General features: G+C 41.5%; 19 protein-coding genes. 10 read left to right on the top strand and 9 right to left on the bottom strand.

Annotation, left to right across the window (positions count from 1 at the left end; genetic code table 11):
- The first annotated feature begins 12 nt into the window (after positions 1–12).
- From JJQ94_RS14825 to JJQ94_RS14810, 4 genes are all read left to right on the top strand, one after another.
- Positions 13–858 (top strand): YciI family protein, encoded by an 846-nt coding sequence (locus JJQ94_RS14825; protein WP_099029118.1) that lies wholly within the window; start codon positions 13–15, stop codon positions 856–858.
- A gap of 85 nt (positions 859–943) precedes the next feature.
- Positions 944–1,333, top strand: coding sequence for a YciI family protein (locus tag JJQ94_RS14820; protein ID WP_099029117.1), 390 nt, complete (start codon positions 944–946; stop codon positions 1,331–1,333).
- 14 nt (positions 1,334–1,347) lie between these two features.
- A complete protein-coding gene (locus JJQ94_RS14815) occupies positions 1,348–1,701 on the top strand; it encodes a DUF1428 domain-containing protein (protein ID WP_099029116.1) in 354 nt (117 codons plus the stop codon).
- A 54-nt stretch (positions 1,702–1,755) separates the two neighbouring features.
- Complete coding sequence (locus JJQ94_RS14810) at positions 1,756–2,388, top strand: glutathione S-transferase family protein (protein WP_099029115.1); 633 nt, start codon at positions 1,756–1,758, stop codon at positions 2,386–2,388.
- A gap of 87 nt (positions 2,389–2,475) precedes the next feature.
- On the opposite strand, the gene fur is transcribed toward JJQ94_RS14810, so the two are convergent.
- The 5 genes from fur to JJQ94_RS14785 all read right to left on the bottom strand — a co-directional run bounded on the left by fur (position 2,476) and on the right by JJQ94_RS14785 (position 4,922).
- Complete coding sequence (gene fur, locus JJQ94_RS14805) at positions 2,476–2,922, bottom strand: ferric iron uptake transcriptional regulator (RefSeq protein WP_010372691.1); 447 nt, start codon at positions 2,920–2,922, stop codon at positions 2,476–2,478.
- Positions 2,923–3,025: 103 nt separating this feature from the next.
- A complete protein-coding gene (gene fldA / locus JJQ94_RS14800) occupies positions 3,026–3,553 on the bottom strand; it encodes a flavodoxin FldA (RefSeq protein ID WP_010372695.1) in 528 nt (175 codons plus the stop codon).
- A gap of 14 nt (positions 3,554–3,567) precedes the next feature.
- Positions 3,568–3,846, bottom strand: coding sequence for a LexA regulated protein (gene ybfE / locus JJQ94_RS14795; protein WP_010372698.1), 279 nt, complete (start codon positions 3,844–3,846; stop codon positions 3,568–3,570).
- A complete protein-coding gene (locus JJQ94_RS14790; RefSeq protein WP_010372701.1) occupies positions 3,846–4,067 on the bottom strand; it encodes a DUF2788 domain-containing protein in 222 nt (73 codons plus the stop codon). The genes ybfE and JJQ94_RS14790 overlap by 1 nt, the downstream gene beginning before the upstream one ends.
- 87 nt (positions 4,068–4,154) lie before the next feature.
- Positions 4,155–4,922, bottom strand: a complete 768-nt coding sequence (locus tag JJQ94_RS14785; protein ID WP_099029114.1) for an alpha/beta fold hydrolase — start codon at positions 4,920–4,922, stop codon at positions 4,155–4,157.
- A 136-nt stretch (positions 4,923–5,058) separates the two neighbouring features.
- Here JJQ94_RS14785 and seqA point away from each other — a divergent pair, with 136 nt between their 5' ends.
- The 6 genes from seqA (at position 5,059) to JJQ94_RS14755 (ending at position 12,502) form a co-directional block, all read left to right on the top strand.
- On the top strand, positions 5,059–5,607 hold the full coding sequence (gene seqA / locus JJQ94_RS14780; RefSeq protein WP_099029113.1) for a replication initiation negative regulator SeqA: 549 nt from the start codon (positions 5,059–5,061) through the stop codon (positions 5,605–5,607).
- Positions 5,608–5,620: 13 nt separating this feature from the next.
- Positions 5,621–7,258 (top strand): phosphoglucomutase (alpha-D-glucose-1,6-bisphosphate-dependent), encoded by a 1,638-nt coding sequence (gene pgm / locus JJQ94_RS14775; protein WP_099029112.1) that lies wholly within the window; start codon positions 5,621–5,623, stop codon positions 7,256–7,258.
- A gap of 82 nt (positions 7,259–7,340) precedes the next feature.
- The gene (gene astE, locus JJQ94_RS14770; RefSeq protein ID WP_099029111.1) at positions 7,341–8,375 is read left to right on the top strand and encodes a succinylglutamate desuccinylase; all 1,035 of its coding nucleotides are present in this window, start codon (positions 7,341–7,343) and stop codon (positions 8,373–8,375) included.
- Between the two features lie 351 nt (positions 8,376–8,726).
- On the top strand, positions 8,727–9,944 hold the full coding sequence (locus JJQ94_RS14765; RefSeq protein WP_099029110.1) for a thiamine pyrophosphate-dependent dehydrogenase E1 component subunit alpha: 1,218 nt from the start codon (positions 8,727–8,729) through the stop codon (positions 9,942–9,944).
- Positions 9,944–10,921 carry an alpha-ketoacid dehydrogenase subunit beta gene (locus tag JJQ94_RS14760; protein WP_099029109.1) on the top strand — a complete coding sequence of 326 codons (978 nt, stop codon included), beginning with the start codon at positions 9,944–9,946 and terminating at the stop codon, positions 10,919–10,921. The genes JJQ94_RS14765 and JJQ94_RS14760 overlap by 1 nt, the downstream gene beginning before the upstream one ends.
- Positions 10,922–10,930: 9 nt before the next feature.
- On the top strand, positions 10,931–12,502 hold the full coding sequence (locus JJQ94_RS14755; protein WP_099029108.1) for a dihydrolipoyllysine-residue acetyltransferase: 1,572 nt from the start codon (positions 10,931–10,933) through the stop codon (positions 12,500–12,502).
- 724 nt (positions 12,503–13,226) lie between these two features.
- Here the strand turns inward: JJQ94_RS14755 and JJQ94_RS24230 are convergent.
- From JJQ94_RS24230 to JJQ94_RS24215, 4 genes are all read right to left on the bottom strand, one after another.
- Positions 13,227–14,597, bottom strand: a complete 1,371-nt coding sequence (locus JJQ94_RS24230; RefSeq protein ID WP_236596488.1) for a TonB-dependent receptor — start codon at positions 14,595–14,597, stop codon at positions 13,227–13,229.
- Between the two features lie 6 nt (positions 14,598–14,603).
- Positions 14,604–15,266 (bottom strand): hypothetical protein, encoded by a 663-nt coding sequence (locus JJQ94_RS24225; protein WP_236596487.1) that lies wholly within the window; start codon positions 15,264–15,266, stop codon positions 14,604–14,606.
- Positions 15,267–15,397: 131 nt separating this feature from the next.
- Complete coding sequence (locus JJQ94_RS24220) at positions 15,398–16,030, bottom strand: TonB-dependent receptor plug domain-containing protein (protein ID WP_236596630.1); 633 nt, start codon at positions 16,028–16,030, stop codon at positions 15,398–15,400.
- 9 nt (positions 16,031–16,039) lie between these two features.
- A complete protein-coding gene (locus tag JJQ94_RS24215) occupies positions 16,040–16,294 on the bottom strand; it encodes a hypothetical protein (RefSeq protein ID WP_236596486.1) in 255 nt (84 codons plus the stop codon).
- Between the last annotated feature and the right edge of the window lie 353 nt (positions 16,295–16,647).

Below are 16,647 nucleotides of genomic sequence, written 5' to 3'. Positions count from 1 at the left end.
GGAGAATTGACGATGAAAGTAATGGTGATTGTAAAAGCAAGTGAAGGGTCTGAAGCAGGGGAGTTACCAACCGCGGAATTAATGACTGCGATGGGGGAATTCAATAATGCATTAGTTGATGCTGGAATTATGACTTCTGGTGATGGTTTAAAGCCAAGTAAAGAGGGAGTTCGCGTTCGTTTTAAAGGCGAAGAGCGGATTGTAACTAAAGGGCCTTTTGCAGAGACTAATGAGTTAATTGCGGGTTATTGGGTTTGGGAAGTAACATCAATGGAAGAGGCGCTAGAATGGGTTAAGCGCTGCCCTAATCCCATGAATGAGGAATCTGATATTGAAGTTCGACCGTTTTATGAAATTGCTGACTTTGCAGATATCGATCCCAGCGGCGAAATCCTCGAAGACGAAGAACAATTAAGACAAAAGATTGCGATGCAAACTGCACATGTTTGCAATTATTTGTTTTTTGCAGGGCGTACCGAAGAGGCACTTGAATACTATCAACAGCATCTATATGCCAAAGTCGGTCTGCTTATGCGCTTTAACGAAAGTCCAGATCCTATCCCTGATGGTGCGATACCAGAAAACTTCTCAGATAAAGTAATGCACTGTGAGTTTAGCATTGGCGATATGAAGATTTTTGCATCTGACGGCTGTGGTGATGATGCACCGTTTGCAGGATTTAGCTTGTCTATAACAATAGATTCTGAACAAGAAGCTCACCGAGCATTTAATGCGCTAGCCGATGGTGGCACGGTCAGAATGCCATTACAAGAAACATTTTGGTCCCCCCTTTATGGTCAAGTCATTGATAAATTCGGTGTTGCGTGGATGGTGATGTTACCTAGTAATGCTAATTAACCTTGAGCACGGAATAGCTAAGTCAAAGCGAGCAGCAAAAGACGCTCGCTATTCAGATACTAATTAATAAGGAGCTGGACACACTATGAAATATGTCGCTTTGGTTTATTACGATGAACAAGCAATGGAAAAGCTCTCACAAGATGAATGGGACGCACTTAACCGTGAATGCATCGCGTGTGGGGAATCATTAAAAGAGCGCGAGCAGATGATAGGGGGTAATGCGTTACTCTCAACTCAAAGTGCGACAACATTGCGGATACGAGCGGGTAAAGTCGATATTACCGACGGTCCATTTGCAGAGACTAAAGAGCAGCTTGCGGGGTTTTATTTACTTGATGTTAAAGACTTAAATGAGGCTATCCAAGCGGCTAGCAAAATTCCGCCTGCACGCTATGGCAGCATCGAAATTCGGCCTGTTCGCGAGTTACAAGACGAGAACAATGTCAGCTATGAAGCACAAAGACGTGGATAATAGAGGGGTCAAAGATGAGTTATATTGATGGTTTTGTATGCGCTGTACCCACCAATAAGCGCGAAGAATATCAAGCGCACGCCAGCAAAGCGGCAAAGGTATTTAAAAAATTTGGAGCAGAACGCGTTGTCGAGGCATGGGGGGATGATGTTCCTGATGGAACGCTTACCTCTTTTCCACTGGCTGTTAAATGTAAGCCCGATGAAACTGTGGTGTTTTCCTGGATCACTTGGCCTTCAAAAGAAGTGCGTGATGCTGGAATGGCAGAAGTATTCAAAGATCCTATTTGCGATCAAAAAGCTAATCCAATGCCGTTTGATGGCAAAAGGCTTATCTATGGTGGCTTTAAGACAATAGTAGAGTGTTAACCTTAGTTATTAAATTGGGCTGAGTTATCAGTCCAATTGACATGGAGATGATATATGCCGAACTTTACCATTACCACGTTTGATTGGGTGCCTGAGCTGCCAAGAGGATATGTCAGGGACATTCGCTTGCGCTGGGCGCTAGAAGAGGCGGGCATACCCTATGATATAGAACTTACCGCTTTCAATGAACGAGAAAATGCGCATTATTTGCATCAACCATTTGGCCAAGTTCCTTGGCTTAGCCATGAAGATAAGGAGATATTCGAAAGTGGTGCTGGTCTGTTATACATCGCTGAACATAGCGATGAATTAATATCGACAGAAAATAGGTCATCGGTAATACAGTGGTTATTCGCCGCGCTCAACTCTGTAGAAATGGCAACTCTTCCATGGACAATTTTGAAATTTTCTGGAGATACTTTTGATAGCGATAGCAGCAAAGCGATAGAGCGATTTTTACATAGCCGCTTGAAACACATGAATGAATATCTTAGGGGAAAAACTTGGTTGGCTGAGCAATTTTCTGTTGCAGACATCGCGATGGCTGATGTACTTCGTTTGGTCGATAGGTTTGATGGGCTAAAACAATATAGCTATTGCCGAAAGTATCTAGAGCAATGTATTTCTAGATCAGCTTTTAAAAAAGCATACAAAGATCAGCTGGAATTGTACTCTACCGTAAGGTGACCAAATAAATGGAAGGAGGTGTTTATGCAACAAATTAAAAAAGCCAGCAATTTGCTGGCTTAATGCTTAAATTGGCGAAAAGGTAGGTTAGTTACCATTTTCCTCAGCGTACTTTTTGCATGCTTCTTTATCTTCACATTCACCGTATAGATATAGTGAGTGATTCGTTAGTTTGATGCCATTGCTGTTCGCGATTTCTTCTTGGCGTGTTTCAATAACGTCATCTTCAAATTCGACAACTTTGCCACATTTTAAACATACCAAGTGATCGTGGTGCGTGCTGCCAGACAGCTCGAAAACAGATTTACCGCCTTCAAAGTGGTGACGTGTTACAATACCTGCATCATCAAATTGGTTTAGTACGCGATATACCGTAGCTAGGCCAATTTCTTCACCTTTGTCTAATAAGATCTTGTACACATCTTCTGCGCTGATGTGTTGATTATCAGGAGACTGAAGGATCTCTAAAATTTTGATGCGTGGAAGCGTTACTTTTAAACCAGCCTTTTTAAGCTCTAAGTTGTGATCAGTCATTAAATCTGTCTCAATCTGTTAGTTATAATTTGTCTTAGGTCAATATTCACGACGCTATACCTAAGAATAACTTGCTCGGGCAGCAAGTGCAAAGCAAATGGAATTAATCTTCCAGCTCGCTTAAGCACATTTCATCATATACTTGTGCGCACCATTGTTTAACACGTTGTTCTGTTAACTCTGGCTGACGGTCTTCATCAATACCAAGACCAACAAATTTACCATCTTCAACGACAGCTTTTGACGCTTCAAAGTCATAACCATCAGTAGACCAATGGCCAACAACAATAGCGCCGCGTTCGGTGACGATGTCGTTGATCATGCCCATCGCATCAAGGAAGTATTCAGCATAATCCTCCTGATCGCCACAACCGAAGATAGCAACCAGCTTGCCTTCGAAATCGACTTCTTCAAGTTCAGGGAAAAAATCATCCCAGTCACATTGCGCTTCACCGTAGTACCATGTTGGAATACCGAACAGTAGTAAATCGAATTCAGCAATCTCTTCTTTACTGCTTTTAGCAATGTCTTTTACGTCAACGAGCTTTTTACCTAGCTCTTTTTGAATCATTTTAGCAACGTGCTCTGTATTACCAGTATCACTGCCGAAAAAAATACCTACGCTTGCCATTAATTGCTTACCTTCTATCTATTAACCGCTAACTTTTCTTGTAAGATGGTCTCGATGAGTGCACTTCGACTAATGTTTTGCGACTCTGCCATATCACTTAGCGCTTGATACAACTCTGATGAAACCTTAAATTCTACCCTTTTTAGGCCACGAGCACGATCTCTCTTGATTTGATTGCGCTTGTTAACCTTTAACTGCACTTCTCGTGGCAGTGGATTCGTCTTAGGACGTCCGGGACGTTTTTCATTTTCAAATAGGTCGATAGTCGTTCTATCTGTTTCAGCCTTGGCCATTATCCAACACCTGCGCCTTGCCAAAACACTTGGATCAAGCCTTTTGCTATAAATCCAGAGCAACCAAGAAACAACACCAGCCAAACGATATAGCGTCCGAACTTTGGCACGTCACCTTTTTTCAGTACGTCCTGAATCGCCATACCGATGAAAAAGAATATACCAGCTAGCGCAAACCACAGCCCTAGTGTTTCAAATTCATTTATAAATTGACTGACCATCTGAGCTCTACTCAATATTTAAACGGCGGCTACTATATCATAACCTAAATGCATAAATTAAGTTTATAACGGTAAATTCGATTCGTTTTATTGAAGAAAATCAATAATTGAGCGATTTACCGCTTCGGGCTTTTCAGCATGTAGCCAATGGCCCGCACCTTGTATTATTTTTGCTCGCGCATTTGGGAAAAAACGAGCGATGGCTTCCCTATGCTCAGGCAGGATGTAGTCAGAATTATTCCCTTTAATGAACAAAGTATCGCACAAACAGGAATGAGTTTCATTAATATTTGATGTGATTGTATCGTATTTTTCAGTAATTACGTCTAAATTGAAACGCCAAGCAAGTTTGCCTTCTTCATTTTTTGCTAAACTTTTGAGCAAAAACTGACGCACGCCGAGGGTTTCAATATACTGCGACATGATGGTATCTGCTTCACTACGACTTGATACATCACTTTTTTGCACTTCGTTCAGCGCAGCAATTATTGCATCATGTCTTGAGTGATAATCAACAGGTGCAATATCTAATACGACAAGTTTGTTGATGCTTTCTGGGAATAGTTGGGCGAATTGCATTGCCACTTTACCACCCATTGAGTGACCAACGAGGTGTATTTTATCCAGTTTCAACTCATCCATTAGTGATTTGACGTCATTTGCCATTATTGGATAGGACATTTGCTCATCATGAAAAGAGCGACCGTGATTTCTCAAATCGACGTTAATCACATTGAAATGTTCAGCAAGTGCTTTTGCCACGACATTTACATTTTCCAAAGAACCAAATAGTCCGTGCATAACAAATACACTAGGTTTGGCTTGGTCGCCAATTTGTTGATAGTTTAACTGCATAAATCCTCCAAATTTGGCACTAATTGTGACATTGAAGAGTAAAAATGCAAAGCCATAGAGTAATAAGTTAAATTTGGATATACTAAGTGACAATTGAAATGAGTTGCTCCTAATTAGCATAGATGACAGGAAACGCATGAAAAAGATAGAAATAGATGACGAGCTATATCAATACATTGCAAGTAACACACAAAGTATTGGAGAAAGTGCTTCTGAGATTTTACGTCGTTTATTAAAACTTACTCCTGGGACAGAATCTAAACCCGTCGCACAGCAGGAAGAAAAACAAGTACAAGAAATGGCAGCTGAGTCACAAACAAAAACACCAAGCCAACCTGTAAAGCCAGCAGCGAATGTCTTTAATATTCTAAATAAAGAAGAGCTTGCCATGCAAAAGGGTGTAGTCGGGCGCTTTTTGTTTATCCTATCCGCGCTCCATCGTACACATAAATCCGAATTTAATAGTGTGCTTGAAATTAAGGGCCGCGATAGAGTTTACTTCGCTACGAGTAAAAATGCACTACTCGAAAGTGGTAGCAGTATGAACCCGAAAAATATCGCAGACAGCGAATATTGGGTGATGACAAATTCAAATACGACTAGAAAGAAAATGATGCTTCATGAAGTAGCTAAGGTGTTAGGTTACACAGATGAAGCTGCCGAGAAAATTAGAGACTACCTATAAGTAAGGAAATCTTATGGCGATCCATCCGCAAGCTGGCAAGAAGGTATCGAAAGAATTATTGGTAAATGTACCTAAGCTGGTTTCATCGTACTATTTAAATGAGCCTGATTTAGAAGCGTATCCAGAGCATTGTGTCGCCTTTGGCACAAGTGGCCACCGAGGTTGCTCACTTAATTTTAAGTTTAATGAGTCGCATATTCTGGCCATCACTCAAGCGATTTGCGATTACCGTAAAAACAACAATATTTACGGTCCGCTTTTTCTTGGTAAGGACACTCATGCGTTGTCGGAAGCCGCTTTTAACTCGGCTATTGAGGTCTTGGTGGCCAACGAAGTACAAGTTATCACACAAGAAAATGATGACTACACACCAACACCTGTGATCAGCCACGCGATTGTCTCGCACAATTTAATCAATCCACACGAGCTTGCAGATGGCATTGTAGTTACGCCATCACATAACCCGCCAGAAGATGGCGGGTTTAAATATAATCCCCCAAATGGTGGACCTGCCGATACCGATGTCACCAAATGGATTGAAGATAGAGCTAATCAGCTACTACTCGAAGATTTGGTTGAAGTTGAATTATTCCCGTTTGCGAAAGCGAGAAGATCTGGATTTATCAAGTATGAAGATCTGATCACTCCATATGTTGAAGACTTGGGTAATATAATTGATATGGAAGCCATTGCTCGAGCCGGTGTTAATATTGGTGTGGATCCACTTGGTGGTTCAGGTGTTAATTTCTGGCCTGTGATCGCCAAACACTACGACTTGAAGCTCACGGTTGTAAATGACGTCGTCGACCCAAGTTTTGCCTTTATGCCACTTGATAAAGACGGCAAGGTGCGCATGGACTGTTCATCACCTTTTGCAATGACTAATTTGATAGCACTGAAAGATGACTACGATATAGGTATTGGTAATGATCCAGATTTCGACAGACATGGCATTGTCACACCCGATGGCCTGATGAATCCTAATCACTTTTTAGCCGTTGCAATTGATTATCTCATTAAACACCGAAGCTGGAAGAGTTCAGTAAAAATCGGTAAAACACTGGTATCTAGTGCCATGATTGACAAAGTGTGTGGCGCAAACGGCCGAGAAGTTTACGAAGTGCCAGTTGGCTTTAAATGGTTTGTGGACGGGTTAGCAGCTGGAGAGCTCGCGTTTGGCGGTGAAGAGAGTGCTGGCGCAGCGTTTTTAAGAAAAGACGGCACCACATGGTGTACAGACAAAGACGGTTTTATCATGGGGTTACTTGCCGCTGAGATCCTAGCTGTTACAGGTAAATCGCCATCTCAGCATTACCAAGCATTTGAACAAGCATTTGGCGCGCCTGTATACAAACGTATCGATGCACCCGCAAATACTGAGCAAAAAGCAAAGCTCAAGGCATTAAGCGCGGACAATATCAAGGCGGACACCCTAGCAGGTGATAAAATTACTCAGATATTAACCAATGCCCCTGGTAACGGCGCGGCTATTGGTGGCCTTAAAGTCGTTACCGAAAACGGTTGGTTTGCGGCGCGTCCATCGGGCACTGAAGATATCTATAAAATTTATCTTGAATCATTTAAAGGTGAAGCACATTTAGCTGAACTTGAACATGAGGCAAAGACATTGGTTGACTCAGTGATTAGTTAACAAAAAGCTTCTAAAAGCCATACTCCTCGTATGGCTTTTTTGTATCCCAATTCGAATTACTCAACAACATCAATTTGGAATTATGACGTACTTAGCAGAATTAAAACAAAGCGGTGACTTTCTTACTATCACAAGAAATAACGAATTTACACTTGACCCCGTAAACTTCACTTTAGACAACGGTACCTTGGTTGAAGTCCATGATACTGGTGTGATCCAGTTTACGCCCGCAGGTGAAACAACGAAAGATATTGTGCTATCGAGCGCTGTGCACGGCAATGAAACCGCGCCAATTGAGATATGTGATGAGCTTATCCAACATATTATTACCGGCAAGCTAGTGTTGGCGCAGCGGGTATTATTTATTTTTGGTAACCCGAAATCCATTAATATCGGCCAGCGTTTTGTCGATGAAAATCTAAACCGCCTATTTAACGGTGCACATAATCAAGAAACAGATAACCCCGAAAAGGTCCGAGCACAAAAATTAGAGGGTTACGTTGGGAGATTTTTTGAACAGGGTGGTAACGAGCGCTATTGTTGTCACTATGACCTTCATACTGCTATTCGAGGGTCTAAAAACGAAAAGTTTGCAGTTTATCCGTTTTTACATGGTAAGCCGTGGAAGAAATCACAGCTGCAGTTTTTATTGTCATGCGGTGTCAATACCGTGTTAATGATGCGCTCGGCGGCGACAACATTTAGTTACTTTTCTTCTTACCAGTTTGGGGCCGATGCTTTCACTATCGAACTTGGGCAGGTGAAGCCATTTGGTGAGAATAACATGGCTAGCTTTGCAAAAACCAAGGAAACTCTAAAAGCATTAATTAGCCAAGAAAAGGTAGAATATAAAGAATTTAATGCAGATGAATTTGAGTTATTTACGGTTCATCGTACTATCAATCGTACTCAAGCCGAATTTTCTTTTCCATTCCCTGATTCTGCAGAGAATTTTACAGGCTTTTCGAAAGGTGAATTACTAGCGACGGACGGAGATAAGCAGTATTTCGCTGAGGTTGAGGGCGAAGCTATTATCTTCCCAAATGCCAATGTTGCTTTGGGGCAACGTGCATTACTAACCGTTGTACCGTTAGAGGTTGATGAAAACTTCATATAAATCATAGATGTAAAATTCTACTTGCCTTCGTATCAAAATCTTTCCAAAAACATTGATGCATTTTCACGGTTATTCATCTAGGATTAGTTGAATAACCGTTTACGTTAACGTAAAGTTGAAACGCTTTAATTTAATTTACTTACTTAAATCGCAAATATTATTCAGTCTTTGATAAGTTGTTAGACCAGTTATTCATACTAACCACGAATGTGATCAAGACCAATTAACACAATCATAAATGCGAGGTGAGTTAAGACTCTTTTCGTCTTACGCAATCTGAAGCCAGATCTCGTATGAGAAAGTCGGGTTTGAACTCCGTAAGTTTGTTATGACAACAAGAGAAGGTAGGTTATGACTAACCCCAATAATATATCCTTAAATATCAGCCACGCGCTGGAATTTATAGATGGTCATGCACTCAATATCCCTACATTAAAGATTTTAAGTGACCAAGGCGATGTTTTAGACGGTGCAACAGCACCAGATATTGATAAAGAAACGGCATTAAGAATTTACTCTACAATGCGGTTTATTCGTTTACTTGACGAGCGTATGCAAGGTGCTCAGCGTCAAGGACGTATTAGCTTCTACATGCAATGTCTTGGCGAAGAAGCCGCTGTTACGGCAAGTGCTGCAGCGCTAAAAGAAGATGACATGATCATGGCTCAGTACCGTGAGCAAGCCGCAATTCACTATCGTGGTTTTTCGCTTGAGCAGTTCATGAATCAGTTGTTCTCGAATGAGAAGGACTTAGGCAAAGGCCGCCAAATGCCTGTGCACTATGGTTCTAAAGAATTACATTACCTAACTATTTCGTCGCCGCTAGGAACGCAAATTCCTCAAGCAACGGGCTATGCGTACGGCCAAAAGTTAAAACACATTGATAAAGAAACCGGCGAGCTAACGTCTGAAATCGATAACGTCACGATTTGCTATTTTGGCGAAGGTGCTGCGTCAGAAGGTGACTTCCACGCTGGTCTAAACATGGCAGCAGTGCATGGTTCACCAGTTATTTTCTATGCACGTAATAACGGTTATGCGATTTCAACACCTGCGGATGAACAGTTCAAAGGTGATGGTATTGCCGCTCGCGGTGTTGGCTATGGTATAAAAACTATCCGTGTGGATGGTGCCGATGCGCTTGCCGTTTACGCTGCGACACAAGCTGCGCGTAAAATTGCAGTTGAAAACGGTGAGCCTGTGATGATTGAATCTATTGCATACCGATTGGGTGCGCACTCAACTTCTGATGATCCGTCTGGTTACCGTACTAAAGATGAAGAAGCTGAATTTAAAAATAGTTGCCCGGTAAATCGATTTAAGCAATGGCTTCTAAAACAAAATTGGTTGGATGAAGCCCAAGATGATGCGGAAAAAGAAAAAATCCGTGAAGATATCTTGGCTGCATTGAAGGTTGCAGAGAAGGTACAGAAGCCTACATTAGAAGATCTGGTCTCAGATGTTTATGACACGCCAATTCCATCGCTGCAGAAACAATATGATGAATTGAAAGCGCATATTAAAGCTTATCCAGACGCATACCCAGTCACAGCAGGGAGAATTAAATAATGGCTAAAATGAACATGCTACACGCCATTAATTCGGCGCTAGATATCACGATGGCGGAGCATCCGCAAGCTTGTATTTTTGGTGAAGACGTTGGCTATTTTGGTGGTGTATTCCGTGCAACGTCAGGCCTTCAAGAAAAATACGGAAAACACCGTGTTTTTAATACGCCATTGACTGAACAGGGTATTTTGGGTTTTGCCAATGGTCTTGCAGCGTTTGGTGCCCCTGCGCTTGCTGAAATTCAATTTGCGGATTATATCTTCCCAGCATTTGACCAAATCGTGAACGAGTCGGCCAAGTTCCGTTATCGCTCAGGTAATGAGTTTGATGTGGGTAACTTAACAATTCGTACGCCATACGGTGGTGGTATCGCAGGTGGTCTATATCATTCGCAATCGCCAGAAGCTTACTTTGCGCATACACCTGGTCTTAAAATTGTAGTACCGCGTAACCCGTATCAAGCAAAAGGCCTACTGCGTGCTGCCATTAAAGACGATAACCCGGTTATCTTCTTTGAACCTAAGCGCTTATATCGCGCTTCTGTTGGTGAAGTGCCTGAAGAAGATTACAGCATCGAGCTTGGTAAAGCCGAAGTAATTAGAGAAGGTACTGACATAACGCTATTGGCTTGGGGCGCGCAGATGGAAATCATTGAACAAGCGGCGCAAAAAGCTGAAGAAGCGGGTATTAGCTGTGAGATAATCGACTTAAGAAGCATTCTTCCTTGGGATATGGACACGGTAGCCAAGTCAGTGGTTAAAACGGGTCGTTTGGTCGTGAGCCACGAAGCGCCAATCACAAATGGTTTTGGCGCTGAGATTGCAGCAACCATACAAAAAGAGTGTTTCCTGCATTTAGAATCTCCAATTGAGCGAGTTTGTGGATTAGACACGCCATATCCTCTAGCACTTGAGAAAGAGTATGTGCCAGATGCACTGAAAGTGTTCGCCGCTATCAAACGTTCTATGGAATTTTAAGGATAAGTTATGGCTAAAGAATTTATCTTACCAGATATTGGTGAAGGCATCGTAGAGTGCGAAATCGTCGAGTGGTTGGTGGCTGTTGGTGATGAAGTAAAAGAAGATCAGCCTATTTGTGACGTAATGACGGATAAGGCATTAGTGCAGATCCCCGCAGTACATGACGGTGTGATCACTAAGCTGCATTACGAAAAAGGTGAAATTGCAAAGGTACATGAACCTTTGTTTGCAATGGATGTTGCCGGCGAGCAAGCTGCTCAGCCAGAGCAATCAGCACCTCAATCCTCGCCAACTACTTCAACCAGTGCTGTACTTGAAGACTTCATCTTACCAGATATTGGTGAAGGCATTGTTGAGTGCGAAATCGTTGAATGGCTTGTTGCTGAAGGCGATGAAATCAAAGAAGATCAGGCTGTTTGTGATGTAATGACTGACAAGGCGCTAGTGCAAATTCCAGCCAAGTACGATGGTATTGTTGAAAAACTCTATTATCAAAAAGGCGAGATAGCACAAGTGCATAATCCGCTATTCCAAATGAAGTTGGCGTCATCTCACGCTGGAAAATCAAACGATCCAATCGCTGATGTCCACAAACCTAAAGAAAGTACAGCACAAGCTGTTACTACAAGCGATGAGGCTACGCGTAGTTTGCCGAAAAATGGTAAAGCAATTGCTTCTCCAGCTGTACGCCGCAAGGCGCGCGAAGTTGGTGTTGACCTTTCTGAAGTGCCAGGCTCTGGTAAAAATGGTCGCGTGTATAAAGAGGACATCGAACATTTCCTTGAGCACGGTGTAAGTGGCGCTTCGACATCGCGTGAAGCTAGCACAACGGTACAGCCTCAAACGCAAAAGCCGACACCTACCTCAGAAGGTGGTAAAAGAGTTGAGCCTCTACGTGGTATGAAAGCGGCGATGGCCAAACAGATGGTGGCCTCTGTTTCGACGATCCCACATTTCACTTACTGTGACGAGATTGACTTAACCGATTTAATAGCGCTTCGTGGTGCTTTGAAAGAGCAATATGCCAAACAAGGCGTGAAGCTGACGATGATGCCATTTTTTATCAAGGCGTTGTCACTTGCAATCAATGAATTCCCAATTTTGAATGCAAAAGTAAATGATGACTGTACAGAAATCACTTATTTTGATGACCATAATATTGGTATGGCGGTGGACAGCAAGTTGGGTCTTTTAGTCCCAAATATCAAATCTTGCCAAAGCAAATCGATTGTTGAAGTTGCCCAATCAGTTACTGAACTGACGGAAGCCGCTAGGGAAGGGCGAGTATCTCCTGAATCGCTGAAAGGAGGTACTATCTCAATCTCAAACATAGGGGCGATTGGTGGCACGGTTGCTACACCGATTATTAATAAACCAGAAGTTGCTATCGTTGCGCTTGGCAAAGTGCAGCAGTTACCGCGCTTTGATGCACAAGGTAATGTGGTTTCGCGCTCTATCATGCAAGTAAGTTGGTCTGGCGACCATCGTATTATCGATGGTGGCACGATCGCACGTTTCAATAATTTATGGAAAACCTTCCTAGAGGAACCGGCTAAAATGATGATGGCAATGCGCTAATCCTTGTTTTTGCTAGTTTCTACTTGTTGTAAAGGGCCTTTACGGCCCTTTTTTATTTGTAAAAATTTAACAGTAGTAAGCGGTAATATTTAAATTATTGAATTGGAAATTACTGTGAAAGTCATGCTGAAATTATGTCAATGCAATAGCTGAACATGATTTGGCCGATAAAAATAGCCATTCAATCAATTATAAAGCTTTAAAACTAGGTAAGTTTTACTGAGTGAATTACTTGGATTGATTGGCGCACCATCTCTGATGTGCGAGACAATTCTTAACAAGGTTGCATAACTCCAAATACCTGCAAGTTATATATTTAACCTTAAATCTTACGTAGTTCAATTTGATTAGTGAATCTGAATTACTTCCCATATGCTTCGTTGGAATTGTACTTTGGGTGTAGTAGGTGTGTAGCTGTAAGTCTTATACCAATGCGCTTAATTAAGTGATCTATTTTGGGGCGAGAGGATCTTGTCAATAACACCGCTTCCGCATCCTGCTTACGCCAAGGTACCTACATCCTGTGGGCAAGGCTTAAATTTTGCTATTTAATTGTTCTAAATGAGAAATTTTTAATGCAGTTAGCGTCAGATTTGCTCCTTCAAATTGAGCAAGTATTAAGTTGTACCGTTAAGATCTCTGTTCACGGGAGCAAAAAGAAGCCTTAAAAATATGCCATTTCACTCATGAAATGGCATCTAGATTTATAACGTACTAAGAAATTTTAAAACTTGTACGTGAAACCAGCGCTGAATACGCGGCCATAAGTGAATCTTGCAACTGATAGCTCACGAACACTTGGGTACCAATCGAATAGATTATCCACTCGGAAACGCACAACGGCATTATCATTCAGGTAATATGAACCACCTAAAGTATATAACGTCTGTGATTGGATCTTGTTATACGGATTACCGTTTTGATCGATATAATCATAGAAATTAGTAGAGTCGTTGTTGCGATTACCTTCACCGTGGTACTCAACATCAAAATACACGTTAATGTCTTCGAGAGTATAGTCAAATCTTAAATCACCAAGCCAATCAGGGTTGTCGTATTCACCTGTATTGTCTTCGAAGTCGAAGCCGGTATTAGATTTTGCGTCTTTTTTAAGGTTATATAGTCGCGAACGAATACCTAACTCACCAGAGTTTTCAGGTAGTAATCCACCAATAAGTGGATATTGGTGCAATGGACGCTTGAACATGACCTCATATTCATATGTCTCAAACTCTTGAAGTGCAGCATTTACATAACCAGATTCAAACGCTTTATCAGCAGGGATCTGGAAGTCTGCGCCTCGTCTAAATTTACCACAGAACTCATTCGGGTAATTAGTAGAGTCGTAACATGCATTTAAGATGTCGGTGAGAGTGAAGTCAACAATCGCGTCTTCAATATCGATCTTTATATAATCAATTTTAAAGCTGAAGCCTTCAAACCACTCTGGAGCATAAACAAGTCCAATATTTAAACCTTCTGCTTTTTCGCTTTCAAGGTCTATATTACCACCAGTTGTACCAACCCTTGAGGCATTTCCTGATACCGCCTTATAACCATCTGGTACACCAGCAGCTTCACAGTTAGCTCTTCTTGTCGCTGGGCTTGGACCTTTATCTATATTATTGATATCACATGGATCTGTGCCGAATTGAGAGTCTTGAATTACAGGTAAAAATAGTTCGGTAACAGACGGTGCTCTAACGGTTTCTGAATAGTTAGCTCTAACCATTAGGTCACTGATTGGCTGGTAATTTAGACCTACAGCCCAAACATTGTCTTTACCCGCTGCATCATTGTCAATTCTACGGAACGAAGCGTCAACGCTCAGCGTATTTACAAGTGGAATATCCATATCGCTTGAAACTAGCGGTAGACTGATTTCCGCAAATAAATCTTGTGTAGTATACGAACCTGAAGTAGATGCATTAGCCAAACCACTGTTTAACACATTTGTACCATCTTCACTAAAGCTTGCTTTTTCTGTACGTCTTTCGTAACCAAATGCTGCAGCTAAATAACCTGCAGGTAATTCGATAATATCACCTATGGTGAACGCTTGAAGGATATCTTGTTCAACACGTGAATAACCCATTGCAGGTTAGGTGATATAATCAAGAACTTCTTGAGAAGCAGGACCAAATGGGTTGTACGCAACGCACTTGCCAACTTCACCCAGTACCGATTGGGTTTCTGTTACACCAAAACCGCTAGTCGTATATTTGTCGTGATAGCCGTCAACATAGTTGGCTTTACAGTCAATAGCGCCATTGTTATAACCAACATCGATAGCCGCTAAGAAGCGATTTTCGTTGATGTTAAAGTCTTGAGAGAATATTTTGCTTACACCCTGTTGATAGAAAACATCCCATTTCCATTCGTTTTCTCCCAGTTCAAAATAACCATCAAAGCCAATTTTTAAACTTCTTACATCAGATTCATTGGTAATTTTACGTTTACCCAATGAAGTCCAAGCTTTGTGCATATAAAACTCACCTGGACCACCAAGGTAGTTTTCAAGGCGATTCCTTGTTTCACTTGGTAAGTAAACATAGTCTGTGTCGAATTTAAGTGCAGCGCCAAGGCCACCGAATAGACCAGAACTATATTTGTTTGGTTGATAGCCTTCATTTACCGCATCTGATGAGTTAAAGAAGCCTAGTACAGACATGTTGATATCATCTGTAAGCTTATAATTACCTGATATAGTAAAGTTGTAACGCTCAAACCCTTCTCGAGCAGTATTAGATTCAGCAAGGTCCAAGCCGTCACCACCAGAAGACCAAACCGCATTACCTGTAGGTGTTCCTGTGTTGAAAGGGGTTAATTGCCCGTTACCACTTGGGTCAAATTGTAAAAATGAACCATCTGGCCACGCACCTAAACCCGCATTAACTACCGCTCTGTCGGTCCTAGAGTGATAAGACCAGAGTTTGATAGAATTCCAGCTCTACCATTTGGGTATAAACGACGTTGACCTGCAACAGGGTTGCCATCGGCATCAACTACCGCGTCAGATCCCAGAGGCGTATAACCACTCCATTGATCAACCCATGATGGTAATTCGGATGCTAAGATACTCTTCTGATCTTGGTATTCAAAACTAAAAACTAAGTTGCCTTTATCTTCATTGAAGTTTCCGCCAAATAAACCGCGGAATGACTTATCGTACTTACCTGCTTCATCATAATTCGTTACGTCAGCTGAGAATTCGGCACCTTCATAGTCAGTTTTTAAGATAAAGTTTACAACACCTGAAACGGCATCGGCGCCATACACTGGTGCACCACCCACTTTAACTACTTCTACTCGCTCAATAAGAGAAACCGGGATATTGTTTATATCTACCTGACTACCTGGTGCACTACCACCACCTACAGGTGAGTTACTTGACACAAACCGTGAACCATTAACAAGAGTTAGGGTACGTTGAGAACCCAGTCCGTACAAATTAACGGTACTTTGACCAACCCCTTGGGAAGCGGCTTGTTCGTTATTTGAAAGGTTTGCTGTCGCTGCAAGCGCGATACCAGGGACTTACTCTAACACTGATGCTAGGTTAGTTGTACCTCGTTTACTTATATATTCTGAGTCAATTGTTTCTATAGGTTGTGTCGGCTCTAGATCAACTCGAGAAATACGTGAACCTGTTACTTCTATGCGCTCAACTTTATCTACTACAGCTTGATTTGCGTCTTGTTCTTCTGCGTATACTGCTGGAGATACCGCTGCGATTGTCGCACTTACGGCTAAAGCCGCTTTGATTGACGATGAGAGTGTATTGATTTTCATAATTATTCCTATTTTTTAGCATATCTACGTATGCAATAGCGACTATATTTAGATTAATTACAAATTTACACACCCAATTGATAATTTACTTTTTTAAAATTAAATTGTTGCATTTTATACTGCGCAGCTAGAATTTGCGTGTTTTTTTAGTGTTTTGTTGTTAATTGTTAATTGTTAATTGTTAATTGTTAATTGTTAAATTTGTTATTGTTGTAATGAGGAAATTAAAAATTAATTGTACTGATTAGTTTACGAATTGAATATTTGTTCAAAGAGAGATAACTTATTTGACACTAATTTTATAACATTATTTAACTACAGCGTGATGGAGGGTATGAGACTCAATCAATTTA

It is taken from the genome of Pseudoalteromonas sp. GCY (genome assembly GCF_016695175.1).
Taxonomy (GTDB): Bacteria; Pseudomonadota; Gammaproteobacteria; order Enterobacterales; family Alteromonadaceae; genus Pseudoalteromonas.
Note: the sequence above shows the minus strand (reverse complement) of the source record. Positions and strands in the feature narration are given on the sequence as shown.